Here is a 16,705-nt window from a genome sequence, read left to right on the forward strand (position 1 = left end):
AAGGCGAGAAGCTCTCACTTCTGCTTTTCTCAACTTTTATATGATACCAAGTTTTCTATTCCTTGTCAAGATAAAAAGTCAATTTTTCGAAAAGTTTGTCTATTTTATCGAACCGTTTCAATTCGCCAACTATTCCACCCTTTAAACCGAATGGCTCCGTTCTGGTCAGTTCGGTAAATCTTACTCTTGATACTTTCCAGTCGTGTCAAGGTTTCCTGATGGGGGAGTTTTGCACGATTGTTCTTTCCAACTGAGATGAGAGAAAGCTCTGGGTTGAGTTTTTCTAGGAAAACTGGATTTGATGATGCATTAGAACCATGTTGGCCTGCCTTCAAAACATCCACCTCTAAGTTAGGGTATTGCTTTAAAAGTTCCTTCTCTCCCTTCTCTTTTAAGTTTCCACTGAAGAGAAAGTGCTTATCCAAGAGTTTCCCATAAAGAACCAAGGAGTCGTAGGAATCAGCTTCTCCAATCTTCCTTGGAGATAGGACTTCTAAGTAACCGCCAAAAATTGGCAAGTTCTCCCCTGCTGTCACACTGCACACCTTGGTTTGAGTCGCTTGTAGTTCCGCTACAAATTCCTTTTGTGTCAGACTTCCTTTTGATACTAAAATTTCCCCGACATGGAAAGCTTTGGTCACCTCCAGCAAATCGCCAGCATGCTCCTTATCTGTATTGGTCAAAATCAGCTGGTCAATCTTGGCTACTCCGCGACTTTTAAGATAGGGAATCAAGGTTCTCTGGGCATTGCTGGTCGTCGTCTTTTCTTGCCATCTTTCTATTTTCTTACTAGATTCTGCCTTTCCTCCCACATCTATAAGCATGGTTTTACCAGTTACATCCCGTAGGAAAATACTTTCCCCTTGCCCAACATCCAGAATGGTGATTTCATTTTCTAGCGGATATTTGGTCAAGAAAAAGAGCTCCATGACACACAAGCTTAGTATTGCTAGTCTTTTGATGTTTTTCCTAAAATCATACAGTATTGCCAAGGAAATTAACAGTAGAATCAAAAGCCATGCGTTGGGTTGACCAAAGACCAAGGGCCTGCTTGCCATCTGCGATACCAAGCGAATGATGTCTTCCAACCACTCAAAAATAAAGTTAAACTGAGTGACTGGGTAAACGAAGGACAGAATGAATAAGATGGACAAAAGCGGCAAGAAGACCACATCAAACAGAAAGGAAAAGACAAAAGTCAAAAGGATAGACCAAGGTTGAAATTCTGCAAAATAAAAGGATAGAATGGGCAATATTCCCAAGGAAATGATCAGACTTTCTCTGGCAACAGCCTTGAACCCATCGCCTTCTTTGCTAGTCATGGTCAAGATAAAGGCGTAGGCGCATGACAAGACACCTCCTGACGTCAGGAAAAAGTTGGGCATGATGATAAAGAGGACAAGGACCGTCAAGGCAAAATTATCCAAACCCTTATAGCCATGTTGGGCCAGTAACTTTTGCAAGAGACTGCGAATGACCGATGCTGAAAATCCTGTCAAACCAGCATAGATAAGAGAAAAGGGATAAGTCAGCCACTTCAACTTTTCTTGGGTCAAGCCCAATCGTAAGAGGAGTTTCTTAAAGGCATCCATAAAGAAGCCCACCTGCATACCTGACAAGGCAAAGAGATGGATAATACCAAGACTAGAGTAAAGCTCATTCATCTCCTCAAAATCAGTATCTAGATGTCCGAAAAGAAGACCTGTCATATAGTTGCGCATAGGATCTGGAAAGTACATCTTGATCCAAACTACAGCTTTTCGACGTAAACTGGACAGATTTTCTCCTATATCCCAACTGCTAATCTTTTTCATTGATTGGATACTCTTGATAGTCAAAGTTTGGTAAATCCCCTGAGTCTTCAGATAGGCTTGGTAGTCAAAGCCACCAAAATTCCTCTGCCCTTCTGGCTCGGAAAGTTTTCCTTCTAGTTCAATCTCATGAAGATCTGTTAAGGCCTGAAAGTGCTCTTTCTCTTCCTCGGACTGGAGTTTATAGTAAACTTGGAAGGTGAGGCCTTCAGCCTTTCCCCGAAAGGACAGACTATCTCCATTGACCTTAATAGTGTCAGGCAAAATCCGTACCCTCTCAACAGAATCCACTAGGTTTTGACTAGCTTGTGTCTGTTGCCAAGTTTGAAACAGAAACCAAAATCCAAAAACTCCACAAATAGCTAGAACTTTACCAGCCGATTTCCAAGGAAATTGGAAAAAGAGACAGACCAGCCAAAAAACAAAACCTAGCAGTGCGAGATAGGACGCTCCAAAAATGGCATAGTAAAGCCAGAGTAACAGAAAACTCAAATAGATTAGGGGGATAGGGAAATTCTTAATCCACTGTAACATAGTCTTTTAGCTTTTCTATGGTCTTAGCGCCAATGCCAGAGACCTTCTTGAGTTCATCTACCGACTTGAATTTACCATTTGCCTCACGATGATCGATAATATCCTGGGCTCGTTTTCCTCCCAAGCCTTTGACCTGCTTGAGTTCTTCCAGACTAGCTTTATTGAGGTTGACCTTCTTTTCTTTACTTGTCGAGGGAGTCGTTTCAGAGGCAGCCTGCTGACTAGCTGCTTCTTCTCCCTTAGTTGGAACATAGACAAGAGCCTCATCACTGACTTTCTGAGCGAGATTGAGCGATTTGCTATCTGCCTCCTCTGTCAAGCCACCTGCCTTCTGAACGGCATCATGAACCCTACTGCCAACTGGCAAATCATAAATCCCTGGCGATTTGACAGCACCTTTGACATCCACTGTGATCAGATCTTGTTCAGGAGACTCTTCCTTTTCCTCCTTCTTCACTTCTTTTTCAGCCGATGAATCCTTTGAAACGGCTGCAACTTCGGTCTGCAAATTTGTTTCTTTCACAGATGTTTGTGTAGCTGGCTTTAGCAGGAAAAATCCGCCTAAAGCTAAACCTAAACCAGCACAGATGACAATGATTTTATACTCTTTGATTTTCTCGATAATTGCTTCCATATTTTCTCCTCTCTTAAGTTATTCGTAAGAGAAAGAAAAAAACAGCTGAAAAATCTTTTCAACTGCTTACTTATTTGCAAAATAATCTTCCTTGGTCAAGACATAATGAACTCTTGTGATGATTCGACCTGGTTCTTTATTATCCATTCTGGCATATGGTTCTTCGTGGGAAAAGCGCATACCTGATTTCTGCATGACCTTTCCTGACGCGGGATTATCCTTATCGTGTAAAGCAACTAACTTGTTCATTCCAATCTTCTCAAAAGTCAGCTCAATCACGGCACGATTGGCTTCTGTCGTCAATCCTTGATTCCAATACTTTTGGTTGATAATGTAACCAATAGCTGCTTTTTTGAGAATGGGGTCAATCTTGTGCAAATCAATAGTTCCAATAAACTGACCATTGCTTTTTAGTTCGATCCCCCACCGTCCCAAGGGATTGGCCAAGTAGAACTGAGCGATGTTGTTCTTGGTCTCTTCTAGGCTTTGATTTGTTGGAAAAGTGTAGCGTGTATTTTCTCTGTCTGATGCATACTCAAACATAGCTTCCGCATCATCCAAGGTTACAGGTCGGAGCAATAAACGCTTCGTTTCTATAGATGGATACTGGGCAAATTTCACAAATATTGATTCCATACTTTTCCCTCCATTAGAGCTTGATTCTCACTAGTCTAGCATAAATAAATTTGGAAGACAAGTTTTTCTTGATTTTTGAAGCGGTTTCATATACAATAAAACCATCACATTTTTGATTTATGAAATGGAATGTGACAACTAAAACAAGACCGTCAATTGAAAGGTAGGTTATCTCTATGTTAATCGGAATCCCAAAAGAAATTAAAAATAATGAAAACCGTGTTGCCCTCACTCCTGCTGGCGTCCACAGTTTAGTCAGTCGTGGACATCGTGTTCTCATCGAAACAAATGCTGGTCTCGGTTCAGGATTTACTGATGCGGACTATCAAAAGCAAGGAGCTGAGATTGTCGCTACTGCTGCTGAAGCCTGGGCTGCCGAATTAGTCGTGAAAGTAAAAGAACCACTAGCTTCTGAATACGGTTATTTGCGTGATGATCTTCTCCTCTTCACTTACTTGCACATGGCCGCTGCTCCAGAATTGGCAGATGCTATGCTAGCAGCCAAAACAACAGGAATTGCCTATGAAACGGTCCGTGACAATCAAGGACAACTACCACTCCTCGTTCCTATGAGTGAAGTTGCAGGTCGTATGGCCGTTCAAATCGGAGCTCACTTCCTTACTAAGCAAGCTGGTGGCTCTGGTGTCCTACTAGGTGGTGTACCAGGTGTTTCAAAAGGAAAAGTAACCATCATCGGTGGTGGTGTCGTCGGTACACATGCTGCCCGCATTGCCCTTGGACTCGGTGCTCAAGTGACTATTTTAGATATCAGTGCCAAACGACTCTCAGTTCTAGAAGAAGTCTTTGGAAACCAAATCCAAACTCTTATGTCCAATTCATTCAACATCGAAGCAAGTGTGAGAGATGCTGATGTGGTGATTGGTGCAGTTCTCATCCCTGGTGCCAAGGCTCCGAAATTAGTGACAGATGAGATGGTCAAACAAATGCGTCCAGGCTCTGTCATCGTTGACGTAGCTGTTGACCAAGGTGGCGTTATCGAAACAGCTGACCGTGTGACAACCCACGATGAACCCGTCTATGAAAAACACGGTGTTCTCCACTATGCCGTTGCCAACATTCCTGGTGCGGTTGCTCGTACTTCTACTATCGCCCTAACCAACGTCACCCTTCCTTACATCGAAGCTCTGGCTGGAAAAGGATTCGCACAAGCAATCTCTGAGGATGAGGGCTTGCGTCAAGGTGTGACCACTTATCAAGGTTACTTAACTAGTCTGCCAGTTGCTCAAGGCCTCGATAAAGATTACACGTCTATCGACGAACTTGTTTAAAGCTAGACACTCATTAAAAAGAAGAAGAGCAGTTCAAATGGAACTGCTCTTCTTTTGCTATTCTGTCTCTTCCTTCTTATCTTCATTTTTAGCTGGAGCTGGTTCATAGGCTCGGATAATCTGAGCGACAACTGGATGGCGAACCACATCCTTGGCTGAAAAATGAACAAAGTCGATTTGGTGAATGTTCTTGAGCTTTTCTTGGGCATCAATCAAACCAGACTTGACGTTACGTGGTAGGTCAATCTGGCTGATATCTCCATTGACAATCATCTTAGAATTAAAACCTAAACGCGTCAAGAACATCTTCATCTGCATGATGGTCGTATTTTGCGCCTCATCGAGAATGACAAAGGCATCATCTAAGGTCCGACCACGCATGTAGGCAAGGGGCGCGATTTCGATAATCTCACGCTCCATGAGACGAGTCGTCTGGTCTTTGCCAAGAATCTGATACAAGGCATCATAAACTGGTCGAAGATAAGGATCTACCTTCTCCTTGAGATCTCCCGGAAGAAATCCAAGACTCTCACCTGCTTCGACTGCTGGTCGAGTCAGAATAATCCGCTTGACTTGCCCACGTTTAAGGGCCGTTACTGCCAAGGTCACTGCAAGAAAGGTCTTCCCCGTCCCTGCTGGCCCAATTCCAAAGGTCACATCATGCTGTTTGACACTGTCCACATAAAGCTTTTGACCCAAGGTTTTGACACGAATCGGTTTCCCAGTATTGTCTTTGATAATTTCTTCTTCGTAAAGGGCGACAAACTTGTCAATTTCATCGTTTTTGACCATACTAATCGCAGTCACCACATCTGGCGTGCCAATGGTCATTCCACGATTTACCAAGACCATCAAAGCCTGAATAACCTGACGTGCTTCCTCACAGGCAGACTCTTCTCCCAAAACCTGGACAATCTCCGTACGGGCATGAATCACCACATCGAGCTCTTCTTCCATCAAACGAAGATGGCGCTCATTGGAACCAAAAAGATGGAACAAGTCATCTGGATGACTCAGTTGAATGTCTATTGAATGTTCCTTCAAATAAAGAACCTCTCTAATCCGTTTATTTCTTTTTATTATAGCAAAGAGAACAATAAAATACTAGCCTCATCTCATTGTCTCTAGTGTTCTAAGTATTCTTGCCAGATGGCGTCAAAGTCTCCTAGGTTAAAAGAGAAGCTGGCATGCTCCTCCAAAAAGCGACTCACCTCATCAAAATCATCCGTGTGTTTTGGAAAAGCCGACTCTTCAAAAGCGAGGTCTGCCAAGATGGCTTTGGGGCTATTACTTTTAGGATTGCGCTCAGTCATGAGCCAAGTGTAAAATGATTTTCTCAATTCTTTCTCCTATCAAGAGTTTTTTGATGACACTTTTCTGATTCTTGAAAATTACTGGACTTAGCCTCTGAAACGTAGTGGTTTATAAAATCTGTTTTAGCATCTGTATAGGCGTCTCGATTGTGTTCAAATTTTTTCCACAAACTTAGTTTTAATTCCTGATACGCTTGGGCAATATCTGGATGCTGGCAGAGATAATCTCTAAAATAAATCTCGTCATGATCTCCCGTCATTCGCAAATGTAGATGAAAAACTTTCTCAGCAAATCCCTGCTCTGCATATCCTTTATTTAGCGAAATCCTGGTAGGACTCTCCGACATCACTAGCCAACCATTCTTCACCAATAAATCTCTAACTCTTGCTAAATCCTCTATTCTACCTACTTCTAACAGAATATCAACGATATTTTTGGCCCAAATATTAGGGATAGCAGTGCTACCGATATGTTCTATTCTTTTAATAACATTCGCGCCCAATATTTTTTTCAGATTTGTTTTTTCCGATTCATACCAGTCTTTCCACTCTGACTTGTGCTCTACTAGAAAAATAGGAAAAAGTTGCCAGAGTTCCTCTAAACTCATTTCTTCAAGTTTCTTTATCATGTCTATAAGGCCTAAATCAACTCTGACCCAAACTGGTCTTGCTTGATTTTGCCAGCCTTCATCAAGCCACCGAGTGCTTTCTTGAACTGACCTTTAGAAATACCAAAGGTTGCCTTGATGTCCTCAGGAGACGACTTATCATTCAAGGTCATGAAACCGCCATTGCTTTCCAAGTAGGTCAAAATCATCTGGGCATCATTTTCCAACATTTCAAAGGAACGTGGTTTGAGGGAGAGGTTCAAAGTACGGTCTACTTCACGGAAACCGATGACACGCGCATCTAGAACTTGCCCCAAACGTGGCTCTGCGTAGCGTTCACTTGGGTGAATGAAACCAAGCATGTTATTTTCTGGTAGGTAAACAAAGGTTCCTGACAGCTTGAGACGGTAAACAATGGCTGGCCAGTTTTGGTTCTGCATGTTATTGTAAGCAGGACGAGCCAGACGTTGGAAGTCTTCCTGATAAGCCAAGAGTCCCCAGATTCGGTCTTTCTTGTCCACTTCAAGACGGATGTAGAGTTTGTCACCCTTCTTAGGCCATAGTTCCTTGAGCTCAGGGAGAATATCAAGTGACACTACGATTTCCTTGTCAGGCAGACCGGTATCGACAAAAACACCCAAGTCCTTACGAACTTCTGTTACCGTTCCCCAGCCAAATTGATCCTTAGTGGCAGTCACTTCTAAGGTTGTCAGGCGGAGTTTCTGCTTCATATCTGTATAGGCAAAACCTTTGACCGTATCCCCTACTGTATGTTGACCTTCTTCCCTGGCAAGAGCATATGTCTGACCATCCTTTTGCACAAAGTAAAAACGGTCATTTTCATCGATGATGAGTCCAACGATAAAACTTGCAAGATTTGTATTCATATTTCCTTCTTTCGAATAAAACTCAGCCAGCAATGCCAACTGAGTTTTTCTGTTTATTTTTAGACTTCCAAGAGTTCTTTTTCTTTATTGGCAGTCATGTCGTCGATGTGTTTCACAGCATCGTCTGTTACTTTTTGAATATCTTTTTCAAGAGTCTTCAATTCGTCTTCAGTGATTTCTTTTGCTTTTTCTTGTTTTTTAGCTTCGTCCATAGCGTCGCGACGGATGTTACGGACAGCCACTTTAGCATTTTCACCGACCTTCTTCACTTCTTTGGCAAGGTCACGACGGGTTTCTTCTGTAAGAGCTGGGATAACCAAGCGGATCACAGAACCGTCATTAGCTGGGGTGATACCAAGATCAGAAGCGTTCAAGGCACGTTCGATGTCTTTCAAAGAAGACCTGTCAAATGGTGTTACCAACAAGACACGCGCTTCTGGAATGGTAATAGAAGCGATTTGGTTAAGAGGAGTTTCGACTCCATAGTATTCTACGTGGATACGGTCTAGCAAGCTTGCGTTGGCACGACCGGCACGGATACCACCAAATTCACGAGCAAGTGATTGGTGAGACTGGGCCATTCTCTCTTTAGCTTTTTCTACAATTGCGTTAGCCATAATTTTCTTATTCCTTTTCTTCGATATTGTTTGAAACTGTTGTTCCGATATTTTCACCAAATACGACACGTTTGATGTTGCCTGGTTGGTTCATGTTGAAGACAACCAAGTCAATGTCGTTGTCCATAGAGAGGGTTGAGGCAGTTGAGTCCATGATACGAAGACCTTTGTTGATAACGTCACGGTGGGTCAATTCTTCAAACTTAACGGCTGTCTTGTCTTTTTTAGGATCGGCATTGTAAACACCGTCTACGCCATTTTTAGCCATAAGGATGGCATCCGCTTCGATTTCAGCTGCACGAAGGGCCGCTGTTGTATCGGTTGAGAAGTAAGGTGAACCAATCCCAGCACCAAAGATAACAATACGGCCTTTTTCAAGGTGGCGAAGGGCACGTCCACGTACATAAGGTTCTGCCACTTGTTGCATCGCAATGGCAGTTTGCACACGCGTATCGACACCAACTTGTTGCAATGAATCTGCCATCACAAGAGCATTCATCACGGTCCCAAGCATTCCAGTGTAATCTGCCTGAACACGGTCCATTCCTGCTTCTGCAGCAGGTTCCCCACGCCAGAGATTTCCTCCACCAATAACAAGGGCAATTTCGATACCTAAGCTATGAACTTCTTGAATCTCTTTTGCGATTGTTTGAACTGTCTGGATATCAATCCCTACGCCACGTTCACCGGCAAGGGCTTCACCTGATAACTTGATTAAAATACGTTTATACTTGGGATTCGCCATTTTTACTCTCCTTTTTTTATCCTACCTATTTTATCACAATTTCTAAGATTTTTATAGTATCATGAGCAATTCTTTGAAAAAAATTAGACCGTTAAAAATTCCTCTAAGTCGGTAAGAGCACGCTCTGCAATTTTTTCATAACGAGCTTTTTTATCACGGATACGCTCTCCTTCCAACCCCTTGATAATCCCAAAATTGACATTCATTGGTTGGAAATGTTTGCTATCTGCATGAGTGATGTAATGGGCAAGACTTCCAATCGCTGTCGTTTCTGGGAAAATAGCCTCGCTTTCTCCCTTGAAGAGACGAGCAGCGTTAATACCTGCCACTAATCCTGAAGCTGCTGACTCAACATAGCCTTCGACACCCGTCATTTGACCAGCAAAGAAGAGGTTGGGCTGTTTCTTAGAACGATAGGTTTGCTCGAGAAGATTTGGTGAATCCATATAGGAATTGCGGTGCATGACCCCATAACGGACAAACTCAGCATTTTCAAGACCTGGAATCATTTGGAAGACACGCTTTTGTTCTCCCCATTTGAGGTGGGTCTGGAAACCAACGATATTGTAGAGACTACCAGCCGCATTATCCTGACGAAGCTGGACAACTGCATACGGTGTTTTGAACTCTCCATCACGAGGGCCTGTGTAGTCATCTGGATACTCCAGACCAACTGGTTTCATAGGGCCATAAAGCATGGTTTTAATGCCACGCTTAGCCATGACTTCGATTGGCATACAACCTTCAAAGTACTTTTCTTTTTCAAACGAATTCAGCGGTGCTTCTTCCGCATTGACCAAAGCTTCATGGAAATCCATGAACTCTTGCTTAGTCATAGGCGCATTGAGGTAGGCCGCCTCTCCCTTGTCATAACGAGACTTAAGATAGACCTTGCTCATATCAATGGTGTTGACGTCGATAATAGGCGCTGCCGCATCGTAGAAATAGAAACCATCGCCGTCATTAAGGGCATGAATCTTTTCAGTTAGTGCATCGCTGGTCAAAGGACCAGTAGCGACAACTGTAATAACATCAGTTGGCAATTCTGTAATTTCATCACGCACCACTTCAATCAAGGGGTGGTTGGCTACTTTCTCGGTCACCATTTGAGAGAAACCATCGCGGTCCACCGCCAGGGCTCCGCCTGCAGGAACACGTGTAGCTTCTGCTGATTCCAAGATAACAGAACCCAAGCGACGCATTTCTTCCTTGAGGAGCCCAACAGCATTAGTCAAGGCATCGCCACGAAGAGAATTGGAACAAACCAACTCTGCAAAATTGTCTGTTTTGTGCTGAGGTGTTGACTTGACACCACGCATTTCATAGAGTTTAACTGGAATACCACGTTCTGCGATTTGGTAGGCAGCTTCAGAACCTGCCAAACCTGCTCCGATAACATTGATATAAGATTGAGACACGACACTAATACCTCTTTGGGTGAAAACTAGGTCCAAAAAAACAAGCTACTAGACTATTTGACACCCACAAATCTTTCTAATTTTTCTTTTACTAGTATAACAAAAAAAGGGAAGAAGGCAAACTTCCCTGTTTAGTCATTTTCTTAATTTTCTTCCCAGTCGTGGTAGGCACTGTAGAGTTGGCTTTTATTCCACTGGTAGAGTTTCGCAACTTCCTTAATAGCTTGATTTTTCTTCATGCCTTGCTGGATACGAGATTGGATTTCTGAAAACAAGTCCTCCTCGTCTTTTTCTTCCACATCCTGACTGGCGCCTTCAACGATGAGAAGGCATTCTCCCTTTAGCGGCGTTTCTGCGATGCTTTCTAGCAATTCAGAAATCTTTCCTCGTTGGTATTCTTCATAGATTTTGGTCAATTCTCTCACCAAGACCACCGAGCGGTCACCGTAAACTGCTAGCATATTTTCCAGCGTATCAGCCACACGATGGGGCGATTCGTAGAAAATTTGAGTTTCTGGATAATCTTTTTTCAAGTCGAAAAATTGCTTTTGCTGGCCTGATTTTCTCGGTAAGAAACCGTAAAAGATATGTGGCTGTGGCGCCAAACCACTGGCAATCAAGGCCGAAATCCCTGCAGAGGCACCCGGAACTGTTACAACTGCAATCTCTTCCTCGATGGCTGCCTTGACTAAATCATGACCAGGGTCAGAGATGCTAGGCAGACCCGCATCGGAGACCTGAGCAATACTTTGTCCTGCTTTCAGAAAACTAATCAAGTCAGGAATCTTTTCCTTGGCATTGTGCTCGTGAAAACTGATCTGCTTAGTGGAAATATCAAAATGCTTGAGCAAAAGCCCTGTATTGCGCGTGTCCTCAGCTGCAATCCAGTCCACCTCTTTCAAGGTCTGGATGGCACGAAAGGTCATATCGTCTAGATTGCCAATCGGCGTTGCCACTAGGTAAAGCTTGCCATAGGGAGACTGCCCCTTAAAACTTTTTTGAATCTGCATGCCTACTCCCTGTATAACAACTCGTCACAGAACATACATTCCTCATCCTGCTCTCGACGTTGTCCATAAAAATCATTACATACGTGAAACCCATCCTTATAGATTCGACGGACGCTTTCACGAACATGCTTGGCCTTAACAGGTGTATCTGCTTCCACCTCGCCCAAGCGTTCGCGCAACTTACTATTTTCCAAGCGAAGAGCTGTATTTTCCTCTACTAGGCTCTTGAGATTTTTCTTAATAGCCTCAACATCGGCCAAGGTCACCAATAACTGTTGGGAAAAATCGTCCAGCGCATCAAATAATTCTTTCTTATCCATAAACCAGCCCTTTCCTTTCTTTATTCTTCATTGAGTTTATATTTCTTTCAAGACCAGATATTCCATGGCATTTTGAAAGCTGACATTGGCTTGCCACATTTTTCTAGCTTCTAGCAAATCTTGTAAAATCTGTTGAATCCTTACTTGCAAGAGGTCCTGTCCACAGAGGACTTCGAGGATTCGCAAGACCTGATCTTGTTTTTCCTTGTCATCTGCCAAGCTAACTAATTTGGCTACCTGCAAATAACTCTCTTTTTTCTTAGCTAGTAACCAGGTCAGCAGGCGTTCGCTCTCATCCACCAAGGTCCAAAAGCTAGCCTGATTGACCAATTTCTCAGCTTCAGCTCGTGATTGACAAAACTGGGCTAAAAGAGTCGCTTTTTTCTTAACGAGACCTGCTTGTTCTAATTGATGGATGAGCTTTTCTTCTTGCTTTTTAAAGTTGAAAATCTGGGTCCGACTACGGATTGTCGGCAAGATTTTTTCCTCATCGCTAGTTAAGAAGAAAATGTAAACTTCACTCTGAGGTTCTTCGATGACCTTGAGCAGAGAGTTAGCCGCGTTGGGATGCATTTTATCCGCCTGCTCGATAATAAAGACCTGTTGCTGACTTTCAATCCCTGCTTGGGAAAACTGAGCCACTAATTCTCGAATGCGTTCTGTCTTGATGACCTGATTGACTGGCTTAATCAAGGTAACATCGGGAAATTCTTCCTGTTCAATCAGCTTGCAGTTTCGGCATTTCTCACATGGTAGAACGCCTACTTTATCCCTACAAAAGAGGCTCTTAGCCAAAAACTGCGCCATTTCCAAGCTTCCAAAGAAACCTGAAAAGAGATAGGCGTGATTGAGCTGATCTTGTTCTAGGATACGGACAAAGCGGTCAAACTGGTCTGGTTGCCAAGCCTTTAGTTGTTCTTGTTTCATTTTGCCAATCCCATTCTCTCAAACAAGACAGTTTTGGTAGCTTCCACAACTTGCTCCAAAGGAAGACTCGCATCAATCTTGGCAATACGATTTCCTTCTTTTTCCAGAAGAGAAAGGTAGCCTTGACGGACTTTTTTGTGCAAGTCCAAACCTTCCAAGTCCAAACGATTGACCTCGCGATCACTATTTGCAGCAATGCGAGCCAACCCCTCTTCCACCTCAATGTCAAAATAAAGTGTCAAATCAGGTTTGAGGCCATCTGTCACAAAGTGATTGAGCCAATCAATGGCATCAATATCCAAGCCACGGCCAAATCCCTGATAAGCAACGGAACTATCGATGAAGCGGTCCATAATGACCAACTTACCAGCTTCAAGAGCAGGGAGAACTTTTTCCACCAAGTGCTGTCTGCGACTTGCGATATAGAGAAGGAGCTCTGTTTTAGGATCCATCTGAGTATGACTTGGGTCCAAAATCACTTGACGAATCTTCTCCCCAATCAAGACTCCACCTGGCTCACGGGTCGTCAGTACCTCTACTCCTTTTTCCTCTAAAATGGGGAGTAGAGCCTCTAAAACGCTAGTCTTCCCTGCTCCCTCTGGTCCCTCAAGAGAGACTAAAAATCCTTTTGACATGTCTAACTCATTTCTTTTTTTCTACCTTCTATTCTATCAAAAAAATAGGTTTTTGTGACAATCTTTTTTTCTTCTCCATTCAATCGACCATAAAAGAGGTTGATAGTCATCCAACCTCTTATTTACCTAGTTCTTGTGTTCGTTTATAGGCTTGATGAACTGCGTCCATGACTGTGCCTCTAAAGGCATGTTCTTCCAGACTTGCTACACCAGCGATTGTCGAACCTCCTGGGCTGCAAACTTGGTCTTTCAATACTCCAGGATGTTGTTGACTTTCGAGGACCATTTGTCCAGCGCCGACTACTGTTTGGGCTGCCATTTTCAAGGCCATTTCTCTTGGCAATCCTGTCTGTACACCCGCATCTGCCAAAGCCTCGATAAAGAGATAGACAAAAGCTGGTCCACAACCTGCGAGACCTGTCGCCGCATCGATTAAGCCATCTCCCAGCTCAACCAAAAGACCGGCCTTGGCTAATAACTGACAAAACAGACCATTGTCCTCAACACGACAGTTTGCTGACAGGGCGTAACTAATCACTCCTTGGCCGATAGCTACTGGAGTATTGGGCATGATGCGAATGATTCGGTGGTGACTTGGCAGAAGACTCGCTAGTTTTTCCAAGGTCAATCCAGCCGCCATGGAAATCAAAAGAAGACTCTCTCTCTTTTCAAGGATAGACTGGTATTGAGCAAGCAGTTCAGAAAACTGAGCAGGCTTAACTCCTAGAAAAATCACATCTGCTTCTGCAAAAATTTCTTCATTGCTGGAAGCCTGACCACCGAAGTTGGTGATGAAAGCATCTACTTTTGCTTGACTGCGATTGGCAAGGAGAATCTGTTCACCCGTCTTGGCCTGCCAGACAGCCTTGGCCAAACTAGCTCCCATATTCCCTAAGCCGATAAATCCAATCTTCATCTCTTACTCCCTTATCTGTCCGTCACCAGTAACCACATACTTGTAGCTGGTCAATTCCTTCAAGCCCATTGGACCACGCGCATGCAGTTTCTGAGTAGAAATCCCCATTTCACATCCAAGGCCAAATTGCCCACCATCAGTGAAACGCGTTGAGGCATTGATATAAACCGCTGCTGAGTCTACTTGATTTGTAAAGTAAGCCGCAGCTTCAGTATTTTCTGTCACAATGGCATCCGAATGATGGGTACTGTGAGCTTCAATATGCTCAACCGCTTCTTCTAAACTGCTCACGACCTTAACAGCTAGTATATAGTCTAAAAACTCGGTGTCAAAGTCTTGAGCCCCAGCTGCTTGACCTGAAACAAACTGACTTGCTTTTTCATCCAAGCGGAATTGAATTGGTTCCAACCCAGCTTCTTTTCTATCTGCAACCAGAACTTGCTCCAAGCGAGGAAGGAAATCCGCTGCCTTGTCTTTATGAACCAGCAAAACCTCCATAGCATTGCAGACAGAAGGACGACTGGTTTTAGCATTGTTGATGATAGACATAGCCTTGTCTTCATCGGCATCCTTGTCCACATAGACATGGACAATTCCAGTTCCTGTCTCGATAACAGGTACGATAGCATTTTCAACCACAGCATTGATCAAGCCAGCACCTCCACGAGGAATGAGAAGGTCTAGATAACCCTTGGCCTTCATCATGGCATAGCTACTTTCACGGCTGGTATCTTCTACTAGTTGAATCACATCAGGATGAATGGTAGTCGTCTCCAAGCCCTTCTTTAAGGCTGTGACAATAGCATGGGCTGTTTGATAGGCATCCTTACCACTACGAAGGACAACCGCATTTCCACTCTTGAGAGCCAAGGCAGCCGCGTCAGACGTCACATTTGGACGGCTTTCATAGATAATACCGATAACACCCATAGCCACACGTTTCTTGGTAATAAGCAAGCCATTTTCAAGATGACTTGTCTCTAGGACTTCACCAATGGGATCTGGTAAAGCAACCACTTCACGAATCCCTCTTGCCATGGCCTGGATTCGACCTGCATCCAAATAAAGACTATCCAGCATGACATCTGAGATTTTCCCCTTGGCAGCTGCCATATCAAGGGCATTGGCCTCTAAAATCTCCTCAGTAGCTGCCAATAAGTGATCAGCCATGGCTAGCAAGGCTTGATTTTTCACCTCTTCACTAGCTGTGTTGATTGACTTTTTAACAGCCTGTACCTGTTCAAATTGTTCTTGTGTACTTACCATCGTTCACCTCTAAAATTCTGTAAAGAGCAGCTGGATTTCAGGAGTGATGGAAATCCAGTCATCACGGTGAATCAAGACTCCCTTAGCTTTTTGAGAACGGAGCATATCTTCTAGGGCTGAGACACCAAATTGAACACGTCCCTTTCCAAGAGATTGACCTGTTTCTTTATCTGCTACTGTAACAATATCATGGTAAGAGAAGTTCCCTTCCACTTCTACCACGCCTGATAAAAGGAGACTTTTTCCGTTTTTTGAAAGTGCTTCTGCAGCTCCACCATCTACCCAAATCGTTCCTTGACTTTGAGCATAGAAGGCTAGCCATTGTTTCTGAGTACGAAGGCCCTTCTCTTGCGCGACAAAGAAGGAACCGTCCTTGGTCTCCTCCGCTGCCTCAATCAAGGCATCTGATTTCAAGGAGGAGCAAATATAGACTGGCACACCCGACTCCGTCGCGATCGTAGCCGCCTTGATCTTAGTCAACATGCCACCTGTACCATTAGACGAACCTGCTCCATCAGCCATATCAATAATCTCACGATTGATAGTCTCGATTTTCTCAAGACGTTTAGCTCTTGGATCTGAGTTGGGATTTCCAGTATAGAGACCGTCTACATCCGTTAAGAGAACTAAGAGATCTGCTTGTACCATAGCCGCTACCTGAGCACTCAGAGTATCATTGTCCCCAACCTTGAGCTCATCAATAACGACACTGTCATTCTCGTTGATGATTGGAATGGCTCCACGATGAAGCAATACAGACAAAGCCTGGTGGGCGTTCTTATAACGACGTTTATCTACAAAATCATCCTGTGTCAGCAAGATTTGCGCAGAGACGATTTGGCGCATGAGGAGGTTGGTTGTGTACTCTTCTAGCAGCAATCCTTGGCCTACCGCTGCCGAAGCTTGCTTATCTGCAATCTTGGTCGGGCGCTTTTTAAAACCCAAAGCTCCAAATCCAGCGGCAACTGCCCCAGATGACACCAAAATCAACTCATGTCCAGCTTCATGTAGCATAGCCAATTGCTGGGTAATTGCCTTTACTTTACTTCTTGATAAACTCCCGTCTTCATTTGTCAAGGACGAAGTCCCCACCTTAAAGACGATTCGTTTGTAGTTCATATTCTCACTCCGATTCTTCA

The 16,705-nt window shown here is 43.7% G+C and carries 18 protein-coding genes and 1 other annotated feature (1 of these 19 cut by a window edge); of the genes, 1 reads left to right on the forward strand and 17 read right to left on the reverse strand.

Features of this window, described 5'->3' with window-relative positions; all coding sequences use genetic code 11:
- Positions 1 to 32, reverse strand: a sequence feature (ribosomal protein L20 leader region) (it extends 100 nt beyond the left edge of the window).
- Positions 33 to 104: 72 nt separating this feature from the next.
- From M1F56_RS03680 to M1F56_RS03690, 3 genes are all read right to left on the reverse strand, one after another.
- Positions 105 to 2,345, reverse strand: a complete 2,241-nt coding sequence (locus M1F56_RS03680) for a DNA internalization-related competence protein ComEC/Rec2 (protein ID WP_247916889.1) — start codon at positions 2,343 to 2,345, stop codon at positions 105 to 107.
- Complete coding sequence (locus M1F56_RS03685) at positions 2,329 to 2,979, reverse strand: helix-hairpin-helix domain-containing protein (RefSeq protein WP_247916890.1); 651 nt, start codon at positions 2,977 to 2,979, stop codon at positions 2,329 to 2,331. Before M1F56_RS03685 ends, M1F56_RS03680 begins: the two co-directional genes overlap by 17 nt.
- A 66-nt stretch (positions 2,980 to 3,045) precedes the next feature.
- On the reverse strand, positions 3,046 to 3,615 hold the full coding sequence (locus tag M1F56_RS03690; RefSeq protein ID WP_247916891.1) for a GNAT family N-acetyltransferase: 570 nt from the start codon (positions 3,613 to 3,615) through the stop codon (positions 3,046 to 3,048).
- A gap of 176 nt (positions 3,616 to 3,791) precedes the next feature.
- On the opposite strand from M1F56_RS03690, the gene ald reads away from it, so the two are divergent.
- Positions 3,792 to 4,904: an alanine dehydrogenase gene (gene ald / locus M1F56_RS03695; protein ID WP_247916892.1), complete on the forward strand. Its 1,113-nt coding sequence runs from the start codon at positions 3,792 to 3,794 to the stop codon at positions 4,902 to 4,904.
- A 57-nt stretch (positions 4,905 to 4,961) separates the two neighbouring features.
- Here the strand turns inward: ald and M1F56_RS03700 are convergent, their stop codons facing one another.
- The 14 genes from M1F56_RS03700 to proB form a co-directional block, all read right to left on the reverse strand.
- Positions 4,962 to 5,948, reverse strand: a complete 987-nt coding sequence (locus M1F56_RS03700) for a PhoH family protein (RefSeq protein WP_247916893.1) — start codon at positions 5,946 to 5,948, stop codon at positions 4,962 to 4,964.
- Positions 5,949 to 6,028: 80 nt separating this feature from the next.
- Entirely contained in the window at positions 6,029 to 6,244 is a 216-nt protein-coding gene (locus M1F56_RS03705; protein WP_001232084.1) for a YozE family protein, read from the reverse strand.
- On the reverse strand, positions 6,241 to 6,846 hold the full coding sequence (locus tag M1F56_RS03710) for a GrpB family protein (protein WP_247916894.1): 606 nt from the start codon (positions 6,844 to 6,846) through the stop codon (positions 6,241 to 6,243). The genes M1F56_RS03705 and M1F56_RS03710 overlap by 4 nt, the downstream gene beginning before the upstream one ends.
- 11 nt (positions 6,847 to 6,857) lie before the next feature.
- Positions 6,858 to 7,712, reverse strand: coding sequence for a CvfB family protein (gene cvfB, locus M1F56_RS03715; RefSeq protein WP_247916895.1), 855 nt, complete (start codon positions 7,710 to 7,712; stop codon positions 6,858 to 6,860).
- Between the two features lie 59 nt (positions 7,713 to 7,771).
- Positions 7,772 to 8,329, reverse strand: a complete 558-nt coding sequence (frr, locus tag M1F56_RS03720; RefSeq protein WP_247916896.1) for a ribosome recycling factor — start codon at positions 8,327 to 8,329, stop codon at positions 7,772 to 7,774.
- A 7-nt stretch (positions 8,330 to 8,336) separates the two neighbouring features.
- Positions 8,337 to 9,074, reverse strand: a complete 738-nt coding sequence (pyrH, locus tag M1F56_RS03725) for a UMP kinase (protein ID WP_000002996.1) — start codon at positions 9,072 to 9,074, stop codon at positions 8,337 to 8,339.
- 83 nt (positions 9,075 to 9,157) lie between these two features.
- Complete coding sequence (gene trmFO, locus M1F56_RS03730) at positions 9,158 to 10,492, reverse strand: methylenetetrahydrofolate--tRNA-(uracil(54)-C(5))-methyltransferase (FADH(2)-oxidizing) TrmFO (protein ID WP_247916897.1); 1,335 nt, start codon at positions 10,490 to 10,492, stop codon at positions 9,158 to 9,160.
- 143 nt (positions 10,493 to 10,635) lie between these two features.
- Complete coding sequence (gene rsmI, locus M1F56_RS03735; protein WP_247916898.1) at positions 10,636 to 11,502, reverse strand: 16S rRNA (cytidine(1402)-2'-O)-methyltransferase; 867 nt, start codon at positions 11,500 to 11,502, stop codon at positions 10,636 to 10,638.
- Positions 11,503 to 11,504: 2 nt separating this feature from the next.
- On the reverse strand, positions 11,505 to 11,822 hold the full coding sequence (gene yabA / locus M1F56_RS03740) for a DNA replication initiation control protein YabA (RefSeq protein ID WP_000358229.1): 318 nt from the start codon (positions 11,820 to 11,822) through the stop codon (positions 11,505 to 11,507).
- A gap of 36 nt (positions 11,823 to 11,858) precedes the next feature.
- Positions 11,859 to 12,749, reverse strand: coding sequence for a DNA polymerase III subunit delta' (locus M1F56_RS03745; protein ID WP_247916899.1), 891 nt, complete (start codon positions 12,747 to 12,749; stop codon positions 11,859 to 11,861).
- On the reverse strand, positions 12,746 to 13,384 hold the full coding sequence (tmk, locus tag M1F56_RS03750) for a dTMP kinase (RefSeq protein WP_247916900.1): 639 nt from the start codon (positions 13,382 to 13,384) through the stop codon (positions 12,746 to 12,748). Before tmk ends, M1F56_RS03745 begins: the two co-directional genes overlap by 4 nt.
- Before the next feature lie 118 nt (positions 13,385 to 13,502).
- A complete protein-coding gene (proC, locus tag M1F56_RS03755; protein WP_247916901.1) occupies positions 13,503 to 14,300 on the reverse strand; it encodes a pyrroline-5-carboxylate reductase in 798 nt (265 codons plus the stop codon).
- 3 nt (positions 14,301 to 14,303) lie between these two features.
- Positions 14,304 to 15,566 carry a glutamate-5-semialdehyde dehydrogenase gene (locus M1F56_RS03760; RefSeq protein ID WP_247916902.1) on the reverse strand — a complete coding sequence of 421 codons (1,263 nt, stop codon included), beginning with the start codon at positions 15,564 to 15,566 and terminating at the stop codon, positions 14,304 to 14,306.
- A gap of 9 nt (positions 15,567 to 15,575) precedes the next feature.
- Positions 15,576 to 16,685, reverse strand: a complete 1,110-nt coding sequence (gene proB, locus M1F56_RS03765) for a glutamate 5-kinase (RefSeq protein WP_247916903.1) — start codon at positions 16,683 to 16,685, stop codon at positions 15,576 to 15,578.
- Positions 16,686 to 16,705 lie beyond the last annotated feature (20 nt).

Origin of the sequence: Streptococcus oralis, from assembly GCF_023109005.1 — a bacterium.
Classification (GTDB): domain Bacteria; phylum Bacillota; class Bacilli; order Lactobacillales; family Streptococcaceae; genus Streptococcus; species Streptococcus oralis_BU.

Coding starts and splice junctions, on each gene's coding strand:
- M1F56_RS03680 (WP_247916889.1), bottom strand. CDS start 2,345: ATGTTACAGTGGATTAAGAATTTCCCTATCCCCCTAATCTATTTGAGT.
- M1F56_RS03685 (WP_247916890.1), bottom strand. CDS start 2,979: ATGGAAGCAATTATCGAGAAAATCAAAGAGTATAAAATCATTGTCATC.
- M1F56_RS03690 (WP_247916891.1), bottom strand. CDS start 3,615: ATGGAATCAATATTTGTGAAATTTGCCCAGTATCCATCTATAGAAACG.
- ald (WP_247916892.1), top strand. CDS start 3,792: ATGTTAATCGGAATCCCAAAAGAAATTAAAAATAATGAAAACCGTGTT.
- M1F56_RS03710 (WP_247916894.1), bottom strand. CDS start 6,846: ATGATAAAGAAACTTGAAGAAATGAGTTTAGAGGAACTCTGGCAACTT.
- cvfB (WP_247916895.1), bottom strand. CDS start 7,712: ATGAATACAAATCTTGCAAGTTTTATCGTTGGACTCATCATCGATGAA.
- frr (WP_247916896.1), bottom strand. CDS start 8,329: ATGGCTAACGCAATTGTAGAAAAAGCTAAAGAGAGAATGGCCCAGTCT.
- pyrH (WP_000002996.1), bottom strand. CDS start 9,074: ATGGCGAATCCCAAGTATAAACGTATTTTAATCAAGTTATCAGGTGAA.
- rsmI (WP_247916898.1), bottom strand. CDS start 11,502: ATGCAGATTCAAAAAAGTTTTAAGGGGCAGTCTCCCTATGGCAAGCTT.
- yabA (WP_000358229.1), bottom strand. CDS start 11,822: ATGGATAAGAAAGAATTATTTGATGCGCTGGACGATTTTTCCCAACAG.
- M1F56_RS03745 (WP_247916899.1), bottom strand. CDS start 12,749: ATGAAACAAGAACAACTAAAGGCTTGGCAACCAGACCAGTTTGACCGC.
- tmk (WP_247916900.1), bottom strand. CDS start 13,384: ATGTCAAAAGGATTTTTAGTCTCTCTTGAGGGACCAGAGGGAGCAGGG.
- proC (WP_247916901.1), bottom strand. CDS start 14,300: ATGAAGATTGGATTTATCGGCTTAGGGAATATGGGAGCTAGTTTGGCC.
- M1F56_RS03760 (WP_247916902.1), bottom strand. CDS start 15,566: ATGGTAAGTACACAAGAACAATTTGAACAGGTACAGGCTGTTAAAAAG.
- proB (WP_247916903.1), bottom strand. CDS start 16,685: ATGAACTACAAACGAATCGTCTTTAAGGTGGGGACTTCGTCCTTGACA.